The organism is Pseudomonas sp. S04, from assembly GCF_009834545.1.
GTDB lineage: Bacteria > Pseudomonadota > Gammaproteobacteria > Pseudomonadales > Pseudomonadaceae > Aquipseudomonas.
In genome coordinates this window covers 5,714,731-5,730,130 of the sequence record NZ_CP019427.1, presented here as the reverse complement: position 1 = coordinate 5,730,130, position 15,400 = coordinate 5,714,731, and the positions used below count along the sequence as shown (strand labels likewise).

Here is a 15,400-nt window from a genome sequence, read left to right as displayed (position 1 = left end):
GTGCAAACCCTTTCACTCAGCAACGCCCTATTCACGGTGACCCAGCAAAAAGTGCTGGGGTTACTCTACGGCAAACCCGATCAGAGCTTTTATGCCAATGAGATCGCTCGCTGGGCTCAAGTGGGCAAGGGCAGCCTTATGCGTGAACTGGAGCGTTTGAATTCGGCGGGCGTACTGAAGATGACGCGCCGGGGTAATCAGACCCACTACCAGGCCAATGAACAGTGCCCGATCTATCGTGAATTGGCAGGCATTGTGCGCAAGACCTTTGGCATTGCCGACCCCTTGCGTCGTGCCCTAGCGCCCTTTGCGGAGCAACTTATCTGGGCCTTTGTCTATGGCTCTATCGCCAAGGATCAGGCCAACGCATCCAGTGACATAGACCTGATGCTGATTGGCGAAGGTCTGCACTACAGTGAAGTCATGGAACGATTGATACCCATGGAAGAGCAACTGGGTCGTCCGCTTAATCCGACGCTCTACACCCCTGAGGACTGGGCCGGAAAGTTGGCTGCGGGCAACAGCTTCGTGCTGCAGGTCGCGCAACAGGAAAAGATCAACTTGTTGGGTGAAAACCCTTTGGCGCTACAGCCGATTGGGGCAATGCTGTTCAGGTAAGTGAACGCGGAGCTTTGTAGGAGCGAGCTTGCTCGCGTTGAACTCAAAAACAACGCGTTATTCAGGCAGTACGCGTCATCGTTAACGTCCATCGCGAGCAAGCTCGCTCCTACAAAAAAGCTCCGCGTTCACTTGACTGAACTGCGGTGTCGGCCTTGGCCTTGCACGCTGTTTTTGTGATTTTGAAGTGAGAGGCCCATGTACCACGGAGAAAGATTCAACGCCTGGAGCCATTTGTTCGGGGCGGTTGCGGCGTTTGTCGGGGCGGTCTGGTTGTTGGTGGTGGCCAGTCTCGATGGCAGTCCATGGAAGATCGTCAGCGTGGCGATCTACGGGGTCACACTGCTGGTGCTGTACAGCGTGTCGACGGTCTATCACAGCGTGCGCGGACGGGCGAAGGTGATCATGCAGAAGGTCGATCATTTGTCGATCTATCTGCTGATTGCCGGCAGCTACACGCCTTTTTGCCTGGTGACCCTGCGCGGGCCCTGGGGCTGGTCGCTGTTTGCGATTGTCTGGGCGCTGGCGGTGATCGGCATGCTGCAAGAGATCAAGCCGCGCTCCGAGGCGCGGATCCTGTCGCTGGTGATCTACGCGGTGATGGGCTGGATTGTGCTGGTGGCGGTCAAGCCGCTGATTGCCGCGCTGGGCACCACGGGGTTCGCCTGGCTGGCGGCCGGCGGAGTGTTTTACACCGTCGGTATCATATTTTTCGCCCTCGACAGCCGGCTGCGCCATGCCCACGGGATCTGGCACCTGTTTGTGATCACCGGCAGCCTGCTGCATTTCGTGGCGATTGCGCTTTATGTGATCTGATCGCCGGGGGCTGCGCTTTGGCGGCGTAACTACGCCCGCCCGACCAACCTGTCCAGTTGCTCCTGCGCGCGGCTGCTGAAGATGCTCAGTAGCTCGTTCAGGGTGTGCGGTGGCGGCTCGGTCGCGCGGGTCACCGCGTATAGGGTGATCGGCAGCGCCGGCGCCAGGGGACGGATGGCGGTGGTCCCGGGTGAGGCGCCCAGGGCGGTGAAGGGGTCGATCACGGTCAGGCCGGCCCCGGATTCGACCATCGCCCTGGCCAGTGAGTACGTCTGCACCGCGATGCTGACCCGGGGCGGCGGCTCGACCGCCTTGAGGTAACTGTCGAGCCGGGCCGACAGTGGATCGGCACTGGATAGCCCGATCAACGGCGCATCGGCCAGGGCCTGCAGCGGCAGCGGTTGGCCTTCTTCTTCCAGGGGCCAGTAACCGGCCGGCGCCAGCGCCACCAACACCCCGCTGGCCAGCGCCTGGGCCTTGAGTCCCGGGTGATCGGGCAATTGCAGGGTCAGGGCGACATCGATTTCACGCATCAGCAGGTTCTGCACCAGCTCGCGACTGTGGGCGCTGGACAGCTCGCAGGCGATCTCCGGATAGCGTTGCGTCCACTCATGGATGGCCGGGGGCAACAACGACAGGGCCAGGGCCGGGGTCGCGCCGATCCGCAGGCTATGGCCCGGCTCGCGGCGCAGGCTCTGGGCCAGGCGTCGCACCCCTTGCAGGCTTTCGGTGACCTTGTCGACCTCACGCTCCAGTTCCAGCGCCTCCGGGGTGGCCTGGAGTTTGCCGCGCACCCGCAGAAACAGCGGGAAGCCCAGGTGCTGCTCGGCGTGTTGCAGCACTTTGGTCACGGCGGGTTGGGAGACGTGCAGCAATTGCGCGGCAGCGCTGACCGAGCCGGTTTGGCGGATGGCCTGGAAAATCTCGATGTGGCGAAGGCGCATGGTGAGTCCATAACCTTTGTTTATGGGATGACCATCTTTATTCATTGTTCGGCGCCTGTCACCTGGCTCTAACCTCGGGCTCGTCTCAACCACGATTAAGGACTGACATGGCTCAGCGTGTATGCATCATCGGCGGCGGCGTCATCGGCCTGGCAACGGCCTACGCACTGGTGCGCGATGGCGTTGAGGTGACCCTGGTCGAGGCGCGGGATTCGCTGGGCAGCGAAACCAGCTTTGCCAATGGCGGCCAGTTGTCCTATCGCTACGTGGCGCCCCTGGCCGATGCAGGCGTGCCGTTGCAGGCCATTGGCTGGATGTTGCGTGGTGACTCACCGCTGAAGCTGCGTCCACGCTTCGACCCGGCGCAGTGGCGCTGGATGGCGTCCTTCCTGGGGGCCTGCCGTTCTTCGGTGAACCGCGCCAACGCCGCCCATCTGTTGCGCCTGGCGCTGTTCAGCCAGTCCACCCTGCAGACCTGGCGCGAAGCCGATGCCCTGGAGGGTTTCCACTGGCGGCGCAACGGCAAGCTGGTGACCTTTCGCAGCACCGCCAGCTTCGAGCATGCCCGCCAAAAACTGGCCGACCCCCAGCAACAACAGGTGCTGTCGCCCGCCGAGTGCGCCCGCCTGGACCCGGCACTGGCCGATGCACCCTTTGTGGGTGCGATCTACACCCCGGATGAGGAAGTCGGTGACTGCCACGGCTTTTGCCAGCAACTGGCGGCGCGTTTGCGGGCCTCAGGTCGTTGCGAGTTCCGCCTGGGCCAGGCCGTGACCGGCATTCGCCAGGCCAATGGTGTGGTGAGCGCAATTGAACTGGGGGATGAAGTGCTGCCAGTGGAACATCTGGTGATTGCCGCCGGTCATCGCAGCCCACTGCTGGCGTTGCCTGGGGTGCACCTGCCACTGTACCCGCTCAAGGGTTATAGCCTGACTGTGCCGATCGGCGCCCAGCACCGGGCCCCGGACCTGAGCATCACCGACTATGACCGCAAGATCGTTTACGCCCGCATTGGCGAGCAACTGCGGGTGGCGGCCATGGTCGACATCGTCGGCTTTGACCCGGCGCTGGACCCCAAGCGGCTGGCCCTGATCAAGCGCCAGGCGCGTGACACTTTTGCCAATGCCGGCGACTACGAGCAGGCCATCGAGTGGGCCGGCATGCGCCCGGCGACCCCTAGCGGCGTGCCGCTGCTGGGCGCAACGGCGTATTGCAACCTGTGGCTTAACCTCGGCCATGGCGCCCTGGGTTTCACCCTGGCCTGCGGCAGCGCGCAGTTGCTCAGTGAGCTGATCGGCCAGCGCCGCCCCTCCATTGACCTGCAGGGCTTTACGCCCCGTGCGGCCTGAAACCATTACCCAAAAGAAGGACTATCCGATGACCATCAGCCGTATCCAGACCAATCCACGTTTGTCCGCTGCCGTGACCTTTGGCGACCTGGTGTTTCTCTCCGGCCAAGTACCGGGTGATGCCACCGACGCCACTGGCCAGACTCGCCAGGTGCTGGAAAAAATCGACGCGTTGCTGGCCGAGGCGGGCAGCGACAAGGATCATCTGCTCAGCGCGACCATTTACCTGAAGGATATTGGTGAGGATTTCGCGGCGATGAATGACGTCTGGTCCGCCTGGTTGTCGCCTGGCCAGGCACCGAGTCGCACGACCTTGCAGGCCGAGTTGGCCCGCCCGCAGGTGCGAGTCGAAATCAGCGTTATCGCGGCCCGCCGCTAAGTAATCCATCACCCACAACGGAGAATAACAATGCAAAAAATCACGTTGCTCGGCTGCACCCTGGGCGTGTTGCTCGGCACTCAAGTGCAGGCTGAAGAAGCCCCGCTGGGCCCGACCCTGAGCAAGATTGCCAGCACTAACAGCATTACCCTGGGTTATCGCGATGCGTCGGTGCCCTTCTCCTACGTGGGTGATCACTCGGGTCAACCGATGGGTTACTCGGTGGACCTGGCGAGCAAGATAGTCGAGCGTGTGCAGCAGAAGCTCGCAGCGCCCCAGCTCAAGGTCAAATACAACCTGGTGACCTCGCAAACCCGTATTCCGCTGGTGCAGAACGGCACGGTCGACCTGGAATGTGGTTCGACCGGCGTAACCGCTGAGCGGCAAAAGCAGGTGGCGTTTTCCTACGGCTTTATCTATGTCAAAGGCCAGTTGCTGACCGCCAACGACAGTGGGGTCAAGAGCTTCGCCGACCTGCGCGGCAAGAACGTGGTGACCACCGCCGGCACCACCAACGAGCGCTATCTGAAGAGCTACAACGTCGATAACAAGATCGACATGTTCGTGATCAGCGCCAAGGACCACGGCGAAGCCTTCCAGATGTTGCAGTCCGGTCGGGCAGCGGCGTTCTACATGGACGATGCATTGCTCTACGGCGAGCGCGCCAAGGCTCGCGACCCGCACAAGTGGGTGGTGGTCGGGGAAGAGCAGTCGCGGGAGATCTACAGCTGCATGGTGCGCAAGGACGATCCGCAGTTCCTGGCGCTGGTGAACTCGACGTTGGGCGAGCTGTACAGCTCAGGGGAAATCAACGGGATCTACCAGCGCTGGTTTGAACAGCCGATCCCGCCAAAAGGCTTGAACCTCGAGTTCCCGATGACCAGCGAACTCAAGGCGATCATTGCCAAGCCGACCAGTGATCCGGTGCAGTGATTTTCAGCTCAAGAGCTCGCAGGCTAAGGGCTTAGAAATCGCCCCATAGCTGTTGTGCTACCGCCAGCGCCACTACCGGCGCGGTTTCGGTGCGCAACACGCGAGGGCCGAGGCGTGCGGCGTGAAAGCCGCCCGCCTTGGCCTGCTCTACTTCAGTGTCCGACAAGCCACCTTCGGGGCCGATCAGAAATGCCAGGGTCGCGGGCTTGGCGTGGCTGGCCCATGGCTCTGCCACCGGGTGCAGCACCAGTTTCAGCTCGGCCGGGACCTGCTTGATCCAGTCTGCCAGCAGCATCGGCGGATGGATCACAGGCACCCGCGAGCGCCCACATTGCTCGCAGGCGCTGATCGCGACCTGGCGCCAGTGCTGCAGGCGTTTGTCGGCGCGCTCGTCCTTGAGTCGCACTTCGCAGCGGTCACTGAAGATCGGCGTGATTTCACTCACCCCCAACTCCGTGGCTTTCTGAATCGCCCAATCCATGCGCTCACCCCGGGACAGGCCCTGGCCCAGGTGAATCTGCAGCGGCGACTCGAGTTGCCCGGCGAAACTTTCGCTCAACGCCACGCGCACGCGTTTCTTGCCGACTTCCACCAGTGTGCCGAGGTATTCCTGGCCTGAGCCATCGAACACCTGCAGCGCATCGCCCTCGGCCATGCGCAGCACGCGGCTGATGTAATGGGCCTGGGCCTCCGGCAGCTCATGCTCGCCAAGGCTCAAGGGGGCATCGATAAAAAAGCGCGACAGTCTCATGCGGGGTCTCTGTAAAAGGGGTCGTTCATCTGAGTTGGATTTGCCTGCTTAGGCACAGCCCTTGTAGGAGCTTGTGGCTGCTAGCCCGGATCACGGAACCCTGGGTGGAAGTCCTTCGGCACGGCGACACTGACCGAGTCGCGGGTGGCGATGTCGATGCCTTCGCTGGCCACTTCGGCGAGGAAGTCGATCTGCTCGGGGGTGATCACGTAGGGCGGCAGGAAGTACACCACGCTGCCCAGCGGGCGCAACAGCGCGCCGCGCTCCAGGGCGTGCTGGAATACTTTCAGGCCCCGACGTTCTTGCCAGGGATAGGCCTCTTTGCTGGCCTTGTCCTTGACCATCTCGATGGCCAGCACCATGCCGGTCTGACGCACCTCCGACACGTTCGGGTGATCGGCCAGGTGTGCGGTCGAGGTCGCCATGCGCTGGGCCAGGGCCTTGTTGTTCTCGATGACGTTGTCCTGCTCGAAGATATCCAGGGTCGCCAACGCGGCGGCACAGGCCAGCGGGTTGCCGGTGTAGCTGTGGGAATGGAGGAACGCGCGCAGGGTCGGGTAGTCGTCGTAGAAGGCGCTGTAGACCTCGTCGGTGGTGACGCAGGCCGCCAGCGGCAGGTAGCCGCCGGTCAGGGCCTTGGACAGGCACAGGAAGTCCGGGCGGATGCCGGCCTGCTCACAGGCAAACATGGTCCCGGTGCGGCCGAAACCGACGGCGATTTCGTCGTGGATCAGGTGCACGCCGTAGCGGTCACAGGCTTCGCGCAGCAGTTTCAGGTACACCGGGTGGTACATGCGCATGCCGCCCGCGCCCTGGATCAACGGCTCGACTATCACTGCTGCAACGCTGTCGTGATGCTCGGCCAGGGTGTGCTCCATCGCCGCGAACATGTTCCGCGAGTGTTCCTCCCAGCTCATGCCGTCGGGGCGCAGGTAGCAATCGGGGCTCGGCACCTTGATGGTGTCCAGCAGCAGGGCCTTGTAAGTCTCGGTGAACAGGGGCACGTCGCCGACCGACATGGCGGCCATGGTCTCGCCGTGGTAGCTGTTGGTCAGGGTGACGAAGCGTTTCTTGTTCGGCTGGCCGCGGTTGAGCCAGTAGTGAAAGCTCATTTTCAACGCGACTTCGATGCACGATGAGCCGTTATCGGCGTAGAAACACCGGGTCAGCCCTTCGGGCGTCATTTTCACCAGGCGCTCCGAGAGCTCGATCACTGGCTGGTGGCTGAAGCCGGCGAGGATCACGTGCTCGAGTTGATCGACCTGATCCTTGATCCGCTGGTTGATCCGCGGATTGGCGTGGCCGAACACGTTGACCCACCAGGAGCTGACGGCGTCGAGGTAGCGCTTGCCTTCGAAGTCCTCCAGCCACACCCCTTCACCGCGTTTGATCGGGATCAACGGCAGTTGTTCGTGATCTTTCATCTGGGTGCAGGGATGCCACAACACCGCGAGATCGCGCTGCATCCACTGATTATTCAAGCCCATGTAAATTCTCCTCGAGACGGCGCGCTGGTTTCGCGGGCAAACAATCGCGCAAGCCTATGCAATGCTGGGCATGCGGACAACCTATTGTGGTTTTTTCAGTTACCTGGGCTGACGAGAAACCCGCTTTGGATGGCGCGCTTGTGGTGCTAGGAGGACAAGTGTCGGACGTGGTTAATCTTTCCTTAACCATCCGACACCAGACTCCAGATCGTATTTCTCGATATTTCAAAGCGAATTTTTCCGCTTTAATTCGATAGATAACTCGATAGTCTTGAGCGCAGTTCTTACAGGATTTGGGCAATGCAGCTACGTAACTCTTCCTCCCGCTACGGCTGGGTCAGTATTTTCATGCACTGGGGTGTAGCCCTGGTAGTGGTGGGTCTGTTCGCCCTGGGCTTGTGGATGGTCGGGCTGGATTACTACAGCACCTGGCGCAAGGACGCCCCGGACCTGCATAAAAGCATCGGTCTGGTGCTCTTCGCGGTCATGCTGCTGCGGGTGCTCTGGCGTTTGATCAGCCCGCCACCACCGACCCTGGCCAGCTACGATCGCCTGACTCGCGTCGGCGCCAAGCTCGGTCATGGGTTTCTGTATCTCAGCCTGTTTGCGGTAATGATTGCCGGTTACCTGATTTCCACCGCTGACGGTGTCGGGATACCGGTGTTTGGCTTGTTTGAAGTCCCTGCCCTGATTTCCGGACTACCGGACCAGGCAGACCTGGCCGGTGTGATTCATTTCTACCTGGCATGGGCGCTGGTGATTGTCTCCGGCCTCCATGCGTTGGCAGCATTGAAACACCACTTTATCGATCGTGATGTGACCCTGGCACGCATGCTGGGTCGCAAAGCCTGATGTTCAACCTCGACTCCAAGGAATAGAAAGCATGTTGAAAAAGTCTCTCGCCGCTCTGGCAATCGGTACTGCTCTGCTGTCGGCTAACGTGATGGCAGCCGATTACGTTGTCGACAAGGAAGGCCAGCACGCCTTCGTTGACTTCAAGATCAGCCACCTGGGCTACAGCTTCATCACCGGTACTTTCAAGGATATCGACGGCAAGTTCAGCTTTGACGCTGCCAAGCCTGAAGCCAGCAAGATCGAATTCAACGTCAATACCTCCAGCGTATTCACCAACCACGCCGAGCGCGACAAGCACATCGCCAGCGCTGACTTCCTGAATGCGAGCAAATTCGCCAAGGCGACGTTTGTTTCCACCAGCGTCAAATCCACTGGCAAGAATGCCGATGGCAAGGAAACCGCTGATGTCGCAGGCGACCTGACCATCCTGGGCGTGACCAAGCCAGTCGTGGTCAAGGCCACTTTCCTGGGTGAAGGCAAGGATCCATGGGGCGGCTACCGTGCCGGCTTCGAAGGCACTACCCAGATCAAGCGTAGCGATTTCGGCAAGCAGAAGGACCTGGGCCCTGCTTCCGACGCAGTCGAGCTGTACGTTACGTTTGAAGGTGTGAAGGCGAAGTAATTTTCGCCAGCAAAAAAAACGCCCCGGCTCACAAGAGCCGGGGCGTTTTTTTTAACGCAGGAAAAATCAGCGGTTGCGGGTCAGCAGCGCTGGTTTTTCGCCACGTGGACGGCTTGGCAGTTGATCGAGCTGCTCAGGTGTCGGGAACCGGTCGGTCTTCGACTCCTTGTGAATGATCTTCGGTGCCGGACCACCGCGCGGGTTTTGTACCGCAGGTTCCTGGCGTGGCTGATCATCACGGGCTGGGCGACGGTTGCGGGACTCCTCGCGACGGGCCTGGCCGTCACGGGGGGCGCCACTGCGTGGGCCGCTGCGCTTGGCAGGCGGGGTGCCAGTGCTGGCGCCGCTGCTGTTGCGTGGACCGTTCTGCCGGCCCTGTGGCTGGCCAGTGCGTGGAGCACCGGCGCCTGCGCCTGGTGCCGGGGCACCTGGACGGCGACCACGGCCCTGGGCCGGTTTCTGTTGTGGCACGTAGTCGACGCGGTTACCGAAGTTATCCACATCGTCGTCGAGGAACTCGTCCGGTGCCCGATCAGCGGTCGCACGTGGTGCAGGGCGCTGCTGTTCGCGGGCAGGCGTGCCTTCACGCGGCTTTTGCGCCGGGCGTTCGCCACGGCTGGTTGCCGGCTTTTCCTTGCCGCCCTTGTCCTTGCCTTTGTCCTTGCGACCGCCACCACCGCCGCCGCCGTTCGGACCGTCGCCGCGCGGGCCACGTGGGTTGCGCGGGTTACGCACATCCGGACGCTCGCGCACTTCTGGCTTCTCGGCCTCGACGCTGCTGGCATCAAACCCCATCAGGTCGCCATCGGCGATCTTCTGCTTGGTCATGCGCTCGATGCTTTTCAGCAGTTTTTCTTCGTCCGGGGCGACCAGCGAGATCGCCTCGCCCGAACGACCGGCACGGCCAGTACGGCCAATGCGGTGCACGTAGTCTTCGTCGACGTTCGGCAGTTCGAAGTTGACCACGTGTGGCAGTTGGTCGATGTCCAGACCGCGTGCCGCGATGTCGGTGGCAACCAGGATCCGCACTTCACCGGCCTTGAAGTCGGCCAGGGCTTTGGTGCGGGCGTTCTGGCTCTTGTTACCGTGGATGGCCACGGCGCTCAGGCCGTGTTTGTCCAGGTACTCGGCCAGGCGGTTGGCGCCGTGCTTGGTACGGGTGAAGACCAGTACCTGTTCCCAGGCGCCAGCGGTGATCAGGTGCGCCAGCAGCGAACGCTTGTGGCTTGCCGGCAGGCGGAACACACGTTGCTCGATCCGCTCGACCGTGGTGTTCGGTGGCGTGACTTCGATGCGCTCGGGGTTGTGCAGCAACTTGCCGGCGAGGTCGGTGATGTCCTTGGAGAACGTCGCCGAGAACAGCAGGTTCTGGCGTTTGGCCGGCAGACGGGCCAGGACCTTCTTCACGTCATGGACAAAACCCATGTCGAGCATGCGGTCGGCTTCGTCGAGCACGAGGATTTCCACGTGGGACAGGTCGACGCTGCCTTGACCGGCCAGGTCGAGCAAGCGACCCGGGCAAGCTACCAGCACGTCAACACCGCGGGCCATGGCCTGAACCTGAGGGTTCATGCCAACACCGCCGAAGATGCAGGCACTGACGAACTTGAGGTCGCGGGCATAGAGCTTGAAGCTCTCGTGCACCTGGGCGGCCAGTTCGCGGGTCGGGGTCAGGACCAATACGCGCGGTTGGCGCGGGCCGTGACGCTGGGACTTGTCCGGGTGACCGTTGGGGAACAGGCGTTCCAGAATCGGCAGGGCAAAGCCGCCGGTTTTGCCAGTGCCTGTCTGTGCCGCAACCATCAAGTCGCGACCTTGCAACACGGCGGGAATGGCCCGCTGTTGCACCGGAGTAGGCTGGGTGTAGCCGGCGGCTTCGATGGCGCCGACTAAAGCCTCGGAGAGACCGAGGGAAGCAAAGGACATGAGTAATCCTGTTTTAGTTAGGGCTTGGCCCAATGGGATAGTCTTGCCTGGCGCGAGTGGCGTTTGAGAGAAGCGCAATCGCGTCCGGTCCTGCTGGGCCCTGATGGCTCATCTGCGAGTGCTCGCGCGGGCTGAAAAGCTGCGCTGTAGCGATGTCGAGAGGCCTGAAACAGTGCCGAGCGTCCGGGCGTAAGCCTGGCGGGAAGGCCGGAGTATAACAGAGCAATCACTGTGCGCTGCTTTCCTGCTGCTCAACGGTTTTTTCTTCATGGGCTTGCGGGGTCACAAGCGTCAGGTCCTTGGCCGGTGCGGCGCCATAACGTGCGCTGAGTTGGGCGTACGCCGGTTCGCGCTTGAAGCGCTTGAGTTCGGCGCCGAAACGCTGTACCAGCAGGTCCATGCCGGCATTGCGGCGCACCGCCAGGAATTGGCTCTCGCGGCTGATGACGGTCGGGTTTTCGCTGATCTGGTCTCGCAGGTCCAGGCTGTCGAGCAGGGTTTGCCCAACCCGGCGGTCGGTAATCAACAGGTCGATGCGCCCGCGTGCCAGCTTGCCGAAGTTGGCTTCATGGGTCGGCGCCGGCTCTCGGGTAAACAGCGTGGATTCACGAAAGTCCTGGCTGTACAGGTAGCCGGGGGAGGTGCCGATGGTCAGGCCGCGCAGGTCTTCCAGGGTGTTGAACGGGTGCGGGCGGGCGTTGGCATAGAACATCACGAACTCGACTTGCGACAGCGGTTCGCTGGGGTAGAGCAGGGTGGCGTCGCGTTCGTTGCTATGGAAGATGTCCAGTGCGCCGTCGGCCAGCCCTTGATCGAGCATGGCCAGGCAGCGTTTCCAGGGCAGGAACTGCCATTGCACTTCGATTCCCAGGCGCTGGAAGACAATGGCCGTGGTTTCGTAGTCCAGCCCCCGGGGCTGGCCATTTTCCTCGTACACGTAAGGTGCCCAGGGCTCGGTGACGATGCGCAACTTTTCCGCCCGGGCAGCAAAGCTCAGGCAAACGAGAAGCGCGGCTGTCAGCAATTGGGCAATGACGGGCATCGCTGGAGATTACGACGAGAGGCGGGGAAATAGCTAGAGGCGGTCTAGCCCGAGGCTTAGTCGCCTTTTGCCTGCATCAGGTGTAGGTAGATGGCTTCACGTCGCCGGCCCAGCACCAGGCGGTTGATCGGGTGGTTGAACCAGCGTTCCAATTGATCGTTTTCCAGTGGTCGTTTCAGGCGTTTTTCCACATTGGCATGAGCCTTTTCCCACCAGACCGGCGTACAGGCCTGATCAAACGGATTGGCATGGCGGTAGCAGCCGTAGAGGATTTCACGCATGAACTGGCGCTGCTGGCGGGGCAGGGCCAGGGTGACGATTTTATAGGCCAGGCGCTGCAGGGCCGGTGGCCGCGGCAGAGTCGCCGTCACCAGGGACGTTTCGTCCAGGGCCAGGGTGCTGGTGGGATTGGCGCGGTGTTTTTCCAGCCAGGCATTGGTCTTGGCGCGAAACAGCTCCTTGCGGCTCCAGTAGTGATGGATCAGGTCCGGGCATTCACGCACCTGACGCTGGCGGTAGGTGGCCACCGACAGGCAGAACTCCTCAAGGGTGTAGGCGCCCTGGGCCAGGGGATACAACTCGTCCATCAGCGCCAGGGAGTGGGCGAGGATGTCGGCATCTTCGCGGTACAGGCCGATGACCCCGGAGTTCAGCAGGGGCATCTGGTCGTCCGCCAGTTGCCGCTGTTGCAGCACCTCGGCCAGGGTCTGGTAGAGACGGGTCTGCTTGTTGCTGCCGTAGGACATGCCGAGGGTGTTGCACAGCAGGGTGCCGGGCTGGATGCGCCGGAACAATTCCAGGGGCGAGCAGTGGAAGAAGGTGTCGGTGTCGATCAACAGAGCCAGCTCCGACTCGGCCATCACCTGTTGCATGACCGCGTGTTTGGCGCGGAAGTGGTAGCCGTGGGGGGCGATCCAGCCCTGACGGGTGGCTTCGTCGAACTGGCGAATCCGTACTGGCAGGTCGCGGTAGGGCGCCGGGTCGTCGGTGAAGACCTGGATGTCGAGCGCTTCCCCCGGCGTCTTGCGCAGGCCCGCCAAAGCGCTGGCAATACTGAAGAGTGCTTCCTGATGGTAAGTGCAGGCACCGTAGACCAGGTAGATCAGTTGTGGGGTCGGAGTTGGGCTAGGAATCGACATCTACTACGGTTTTCCCGGTTGAGTGACAGATAAAAAAAAGGCCCTGGGGTTCGCCAGGGCCATTTTTCTGAATGCACTGCCGTGATCAGCGCGGCAGTTTCAGATTGTTCCAGACAGCGAGGCTAGGATCAGCCTGGTTCAGGGTATAGAAATGCAGCCCTGGTGCGCCGCCCTGCAACAAACGTTCACACATCTGCGTGATCACCTGCTCGCCGAAACCCTGAATGCTCTGGGTATCGTCGCCGTAGGCTTCCAACTGCTTGCGGATCCAGCGTGGGATTTCCGCACCGCAGGCATCGGAGAAGCGCGCCAGCTTGCTGTAGTTGGTGATCGGCATGATGCCCGGCACGATCGGGATGTTCACGCCCATCGCCCGTACACGCTCGACGAAGTAGAAGTAGCTGTCGGCGTTGAAGAAGTACTGGGTGATCGCGCTGTCGGCGCCAGCGTTGGCCTTGCGCACGAAGTTGGCGAGATCGTCTTCGAAATTGCGCGCTTGCGGGTGCATTTCCGGGTAGGCGGCAACTTCGATGTGGAAATGATCGCCGGTTTCTTCACGAATGAATTGCACCAGGTCATTGGCGTGGCGCAGTTCGCCGCTGGCCATGCCCATGCCCGAAGGCAGGTCACCGCGCAAGGCAACGATGCGGGTGATACCCGCCGCCTTGTACTGAGTCAGCAGGCCGCGCAGGTCAGCCTTGCTGTCGCCGACGCAGGACAGGTGCGGGGCGGCAGGGACTTTGACTTCGCTTTCCAGCTGCAACACGGTGTTGATCGTGCGATCACGGGTCGAACCGCCAGCGCCATAGGTGCAGGAGAAGAAATCGGGGTTGTAGGTGGCCAGCTGACGAGCAGTGGCGAGCAGCTTTTCATGCCCAGCATCGGTCTTGGTCGGGAAGAACTCGAAGCTGTAGCGACGATCTTGTGACATGAGAATACCCTTGAAAACGCGTAAGCCTGTGAGGCTTGCACATCCCACGTCGGAGCGGCTCTTGTGGGAGCTGGCTTGCCTGCGATGCCATCGCCGCGGTGTAAATGAAACACCGCGGTGGCTGTATCGCGGGCAAGCCCGGCTCCCACAAAAGCCCGCTCCCACAGGGAGAGCAGGCAGCAGAACCGATCAGTAACGGTAAGCGTGCGGCTTGAACGGACCTTCGACGGTCACACCGATGTAGTCGGCCTGGGTCTTGGTCAGTTGAGTCACGACGCCGCCGAAACCGCGGACCATTTCCAGGGCCACTTCTTCGTCGAGTTTCTTTGGCAGTACTTCAACGGTCAGGCGCTCGGCTTTCTGGGCTGGCGACAGGTCGGCGTACTTCTGGCCGAACAGGAAGATCTGGGCCAGGACCTGGTTGGCGAACGAACCGTCCATGATGCGGCTTGGGTGACCGGTAGCGTTACCCAGGTTCACCAGGCGACCTTCGGCCAGCAGGATCAGGTAGTCGTCGTTCTGTGCGTCGAAGTCGCCAGGGCCGGTGCGGTGGATCTTGTGCACCTGTGGCTTCACTTCTTCCCATGCCCAGTTCTTGCGCATGAAAGCGGTGTCGATTTCGTTGTCGAAGTGGCCGATGTTGCAGACAACAGCGCGCTTCTTCAGGGCCTTGAGCATGTTCGAGTCGCAAACGTTGACGTTACCGGTGGTGGTCACGATCAGGTCGATCTTGCCCAGCAGCGCCTTGTCGATGCTTGCTTCGGTGCCGGTGTTGATACCGTCGATGAACGGCGATACCAGTTCAAAACCGTCCATGCAGGCTTGCATGGCGCAGATCGGGTCAACTTCGGAAACCTTGACGATCATGCCTTCCTGACGCAGGGACTGGGCCGAACCCTTGCCCACGTCACCGTAGCCGATGACCAGCGCTTGCTTGCCGGACAGCAGGTGGTCGGTACCACGCTTGATCGCGTCGTTGAGGCTGTGACGGCAGCCGTACTTGTTGTCGTTCTTGCTCTTGGTCACCGAGTCGTTGACGTTGATGGCCGGGATTTTCAGCTCGCCTTTGGCCAGCATGTCCAGCAGGCGGTGCACGCCAGTGGTGGTTTCTTCGGTCACGCCGTGAACGCGATCCAGTACCGCCGGGTATTTGTTGTGCAGCAGCTCGGTCAGGTCGCCGCCGTCGTCGAGGATCATGTTGGCATCCCATGGCGCGCCATCTTTGAGGATGGTTTGCTCCAGGCACCACTCGTACTCAGCTTCGGTTTCACCTTTCCAGGCGTATACCGGGATGCCGGCAGCAGCGATGGACGCGGCAGCCTGGTCCTGAGTCGAGAAAATGTTGCAGGACGACCAACGCACTTCGGCACCCAGGGCAACCAGGGTTTCGATCAGCACGGCAGTCTGGATGGTCATGTGGATGCAGCCGAGGATCTTCGCACCCTTGAGCGGTTGCTCTTCGGCGTACTTGCGACGCAGACCCATCAGGGCCGGCATTTCCGATTCGGCGATGATGGTTTCGCGACGGCCCCAGGCAGCCAGGGACATGTCGGCGACTTTGTAGTCGGTGAAATCTGCAGGCGTGTTGACAGCGCTCATGAAGAGCCT

The 15,400-nt window shown here is 61.6% G+C and carries 15 protein-coding genes; 7 read left to right on the top strand and 8 right to left on the bottom strand.

Going from position 1 to position 15,400, the window contains the following annotated elements; all coding sequences use genetic code 11:
• Entirely contained in the window at window positions 1-618 is a 618-nt protein-coding gene (locus tag PspS04_RS25705; RefSeq protein WP_159998386.1) for a nucleotidyltransferase domain-containing protein, read from the top strand.
• 198 nt (window positions 619-816) lie between these two features.
• Window positions 817-1,434, top strand: coding sequence for a PAQR family membrane homeostasis protein TrhA (gene trhA / locus PspS04_RS25700; RefSeq protein WP_159998384.1), 618 nt, complete (start codon window positions 817-819; stop codon window positions 1,432-1,434).
• 29 nt (window positions 1,435-1,463) lie between these two features.
• On the opposite strand, the gene PspS04_RS25695 is transcribed toward trhA, so the two are convergent.
• Entirely contained in the window at window positions 1,464-2,378 is a 915-nt protein-coding gene (locus PspS04_RS25695) for a LysR family transcriptional regulator (RefSeq protein ID WP_095164490.1), read from the bottom strand.
• Window positions 2,379-2,485: 107 nt separating this feature from the next.
• On the opposite strand from PspS04_RS25695, the gene PspS04_RS25690 reads away from it, so the two are divergent.
• From PspS04_RS25690 to PspS04_RS25680, 3 genes are read left to right on the top strand one after another with little or no spacing between them, the layout of a single operon-like run.
• Window positions 2,486-3,727 carry a D-amino acid dehydrogenase gene (locus PspS04_RS25690; protein ID WP_159998382.1) on the top strand — a complete coding sequence of 414 codons (1,242 nt, stop codon included), beginning with the start codon at window positions 2,486-2,488 and terminating at the stop codon, window positions 3,725-3,727.
• 28 nt (window positions 3,728-3,755) lie between these two features.
• A complete protein-coding gene (locus PspS04_RS25685) occupies window positions 3,756-4,106 on the top strand; it encodes a RidA family protein (RefSeq protein ID WP_095164487.1) in 351 nt (116 codons plus the stop codon).
• A 30-nt stretch (window positions 4,107-4,136) separates the two neighbouring features.
• On the top strand, window positions 4,137-5,039 hold the full coding sequence (locus tag PspS04_RS25680; protein ID WP_095164485.1) for a transporter substrate-binding domain-containing protein: 903 nt from the start codon (window positions 4,137-4,139) through the stop codon (window positions 5,037-5,039).
• A gap of 31 nt (window positions 5,040-5,070) precedes the next feature.
• On the opposite strand, the gene PspS04_RS25675 is transcribed toward PspS04_RS25680, so the two are convergent.
• Both PspS04_RS25675 and PspS04_RS25670 read right to left on the bottom strand, forming a co-directional pair.
• Window positions 5,071-5,790, bottom strand: coding sequence for a 16S rRNA (uracil(1498)-N(3))-methyltransferase (locus PspS04_RS25675; protein WP_159998380.1), 720 nt, complete (start codon window positions 5,788-5,790; stop codon window positions 5,071-5,073).
• 80 nt (window positions 5,791-5,870) lie between these two features.
• Window positions 5,871-7,277, bottom strand: coding sequence for an adenosylmethionine--8-amino-7-oxononanoate transaminase (locus tag PspS04_RS25670; protein ID WP_095164481.1), 1,407 nt, complete (start codon window positions 7,275-7,277; stop codon window positions 5,871-5,873).
• A 300-nt stretch (window positions 7,278-7,577) separates the two neighbouring features.
• Between PspS04_RS25670 and PspS04_RS25665 the strand changes: the two genes are divergently transcribed.
• Together PspS04_RS25665 and PspS04_RS25660 are read left to right on the top strand one after the other, a co-directional pair.
• On the top strand, window positions 7,578-8,129 hold the full coding sequence (locus PspS04_RS25665) for a cytochrome b (protein WP_095164479.1): 552 nt from the start codon (window positions 7,578-7,580) through the stop codon (window positions 8,127-8,129).
• A 31-nt stretch (window positions 8,130-8,160) separates the two neighbouring features.
• Window positions 8,161-8,754, top strand: a complete 594-nt coding sequence (locus PspS04_RS25660) for a YceI family protein (RefSeq protein WP_095164477.1) — start codon at window positions 8,161-8,163, stop codon at window positions 8,752-8,754.
• A 66-nt stretch (window positions 8,755-8,820) separates the two neighbouring features.
• On the opposite strand, the gene PspS04_RS25655 is transcribed toward PspS04_RS25660, so the two are convergent.
• The 5 genes from PspS04_RS25655 to ahcY all read right to left on the bottom strand — a co-directional run bounded on the left by PspS04_RS25655 (window position 8,821) and on the right by ahcY (window position 15,391).
• The gene (locus PspS04_RS25655; RefSeq protein ID WP_159998378.1) at window positions 8,821-10,680 is read right to left on the bottom strand and encodes a DEAD/DEAH box helicase; all 1,860 of its coding nucleotides are present in this window, start codon (window positions 10,678-10,680) and stop codon (window positions 8,821-8,823) included.
• A 226-nt stretch (window positions 10,681-10,906) separates the two neighbouring features.
• On the bottom strand, window positions 10,907-11,722 hold the full coding sequence (locus PspS04_RS25650) for a substrate-binding periplasmic protein (protein ID WP_159998376.1): 816 nt from the start codon (window positions 11,720-11,722) through the stop codon (window positions 10,907-10,909).
• A 56-nt stretch (window positions 11,723-11,778) separates the two neighbouring features.
• Window positions 11,779-12,861: a hypothetical protein gene (locus PspS04_RS25645; protein ID WP_159998374.1), complete on the bottom strand. Its 1,083-nt coding sequence runs from the start codon at window positions 12,859-12,861 to the stop codon at window positions 11,779-11,781.
• 85 nt (window positions 12,862-12,946) lie between these two features.
• Window positions 12,947-13,792: a methylenetetrahydrofolate reductase [NAD(P)H] gene (metF, locus tag PspS04_RS25640; RefSeq protein ID WP_159998372.1), complete on the bottom strand. Its 846-nt coding sequence runs from the start codon at window positions 13,790-13,792 to the stop codon at window positions 12,947-12,949.
• 189 nt (window positions 13,793-13,981) lie between these two features.
• A complete protein-coding gene (gene ahcY / locus PspS04_RS25635) occupies window positions 13,982-15,391 on the bottom strand; it encodes an adenosylhomocysteinase (protein ID WP_159998370.1) in 1,410 nt (469 codons plus the stop codon).
• Window positions 15,392-15,400 lie beyond the last annotated feature (9 nt).

Coding starts and splice junctions, on each gene's coding strand:
- trhA (WP_159998384.1), top strand. CDS start 817: ATGTACCACGGAGAAAGATTCAACGCCTGGAGCCATTTGTTCGGGGCG.
- metF (WP_159998372.1), bottom strand. CDS start 13,792: ATGTCACAAGATCGTCGCTACAGCTTCGAGTTCTTCCCGACCAAGACC.
- PspS04_RS25685 (WP_095164487.1), top strand. CDS start 3,756: ATGACCATCAGCCGTATCCAGACCAATCCACGTTTGTCCGCTGCCGTG.
- PspS04_RS25655 (WP_159998378.1), bottom strand. CDS start 10,680: ATGTCCTTTGCTTCCCTCGGTCTCTCCGAGGCTTTAGTCGGCGCCATC.
- PspS04_RS25665 (WP_095164479.1), top strand. CDS start 7,578: ATGCAGCTACGTAACTCTTCCTCCCGCTACGGCTGGGTCAGTATTTTC.
- PspS04_RS25650 (WP_159998376.1), bottom strand. CDS start 11,722: ATGCCCGTCATTGCCCAATTGCTGACAGCCGCGCTTCTCGTTTGCCTG.
- PspS04_RS25660 (WP_095164477.1), top strand. CDS start 8,161: ATGTTGAAAAAGTCTCTCGCCGCTCTGGCAATCGGTACTGCTCTGCTG.
- PspS04_RS25695 (WP_095164490.1), bottom strand. CDS start 2,378: ATGCGCCTTCGCCACATCGAGATTTTCCAGGCCATCCGCCAAACCGGC.
- PspS04_RS25690 (WP_159998382.1), top strand. CDS start 2,486: ATGGCTCAGCGTGTATGCATCATCGGCGGCGGCGTCATCGGCCTGGCA.
- PspS04_RS25645 (WP_159998374.1), bottom strand. CDS start 12,861: ATGTCGATTCCTAGCCCAACTCCGACCCCACAACTGATCTACCTGGTC.
- PspS04_RS25670 (WP_095164481.1), bottom strand. CDS start 7,277: ATGGGCTTGAATAATCAGTGGATGCAGCGCGATCTCGCGGTGTTGTGG.
- ahcY (WP_159998370.1), bottom strand. CDS start 15,391: ATGAGCGCTGTCAACACGCCTGCAGATTTCACCGACTACAAAGTCGCC.
- PspS04_RS25675 (WP_159998380.1), bottom strand. CDS start 5,790: ATGAGACTGTCGCGCTTTTTTATCGATGCCCCCTTGAGCCTTGGCGAG.
- PspS04_RS25680 (WP_095164485.1), top strand. CDS start 4,137: ATGCAAAAAATCACGTTGCTCGGCTGCACCCTGGGCGTGTTGCTCGGC.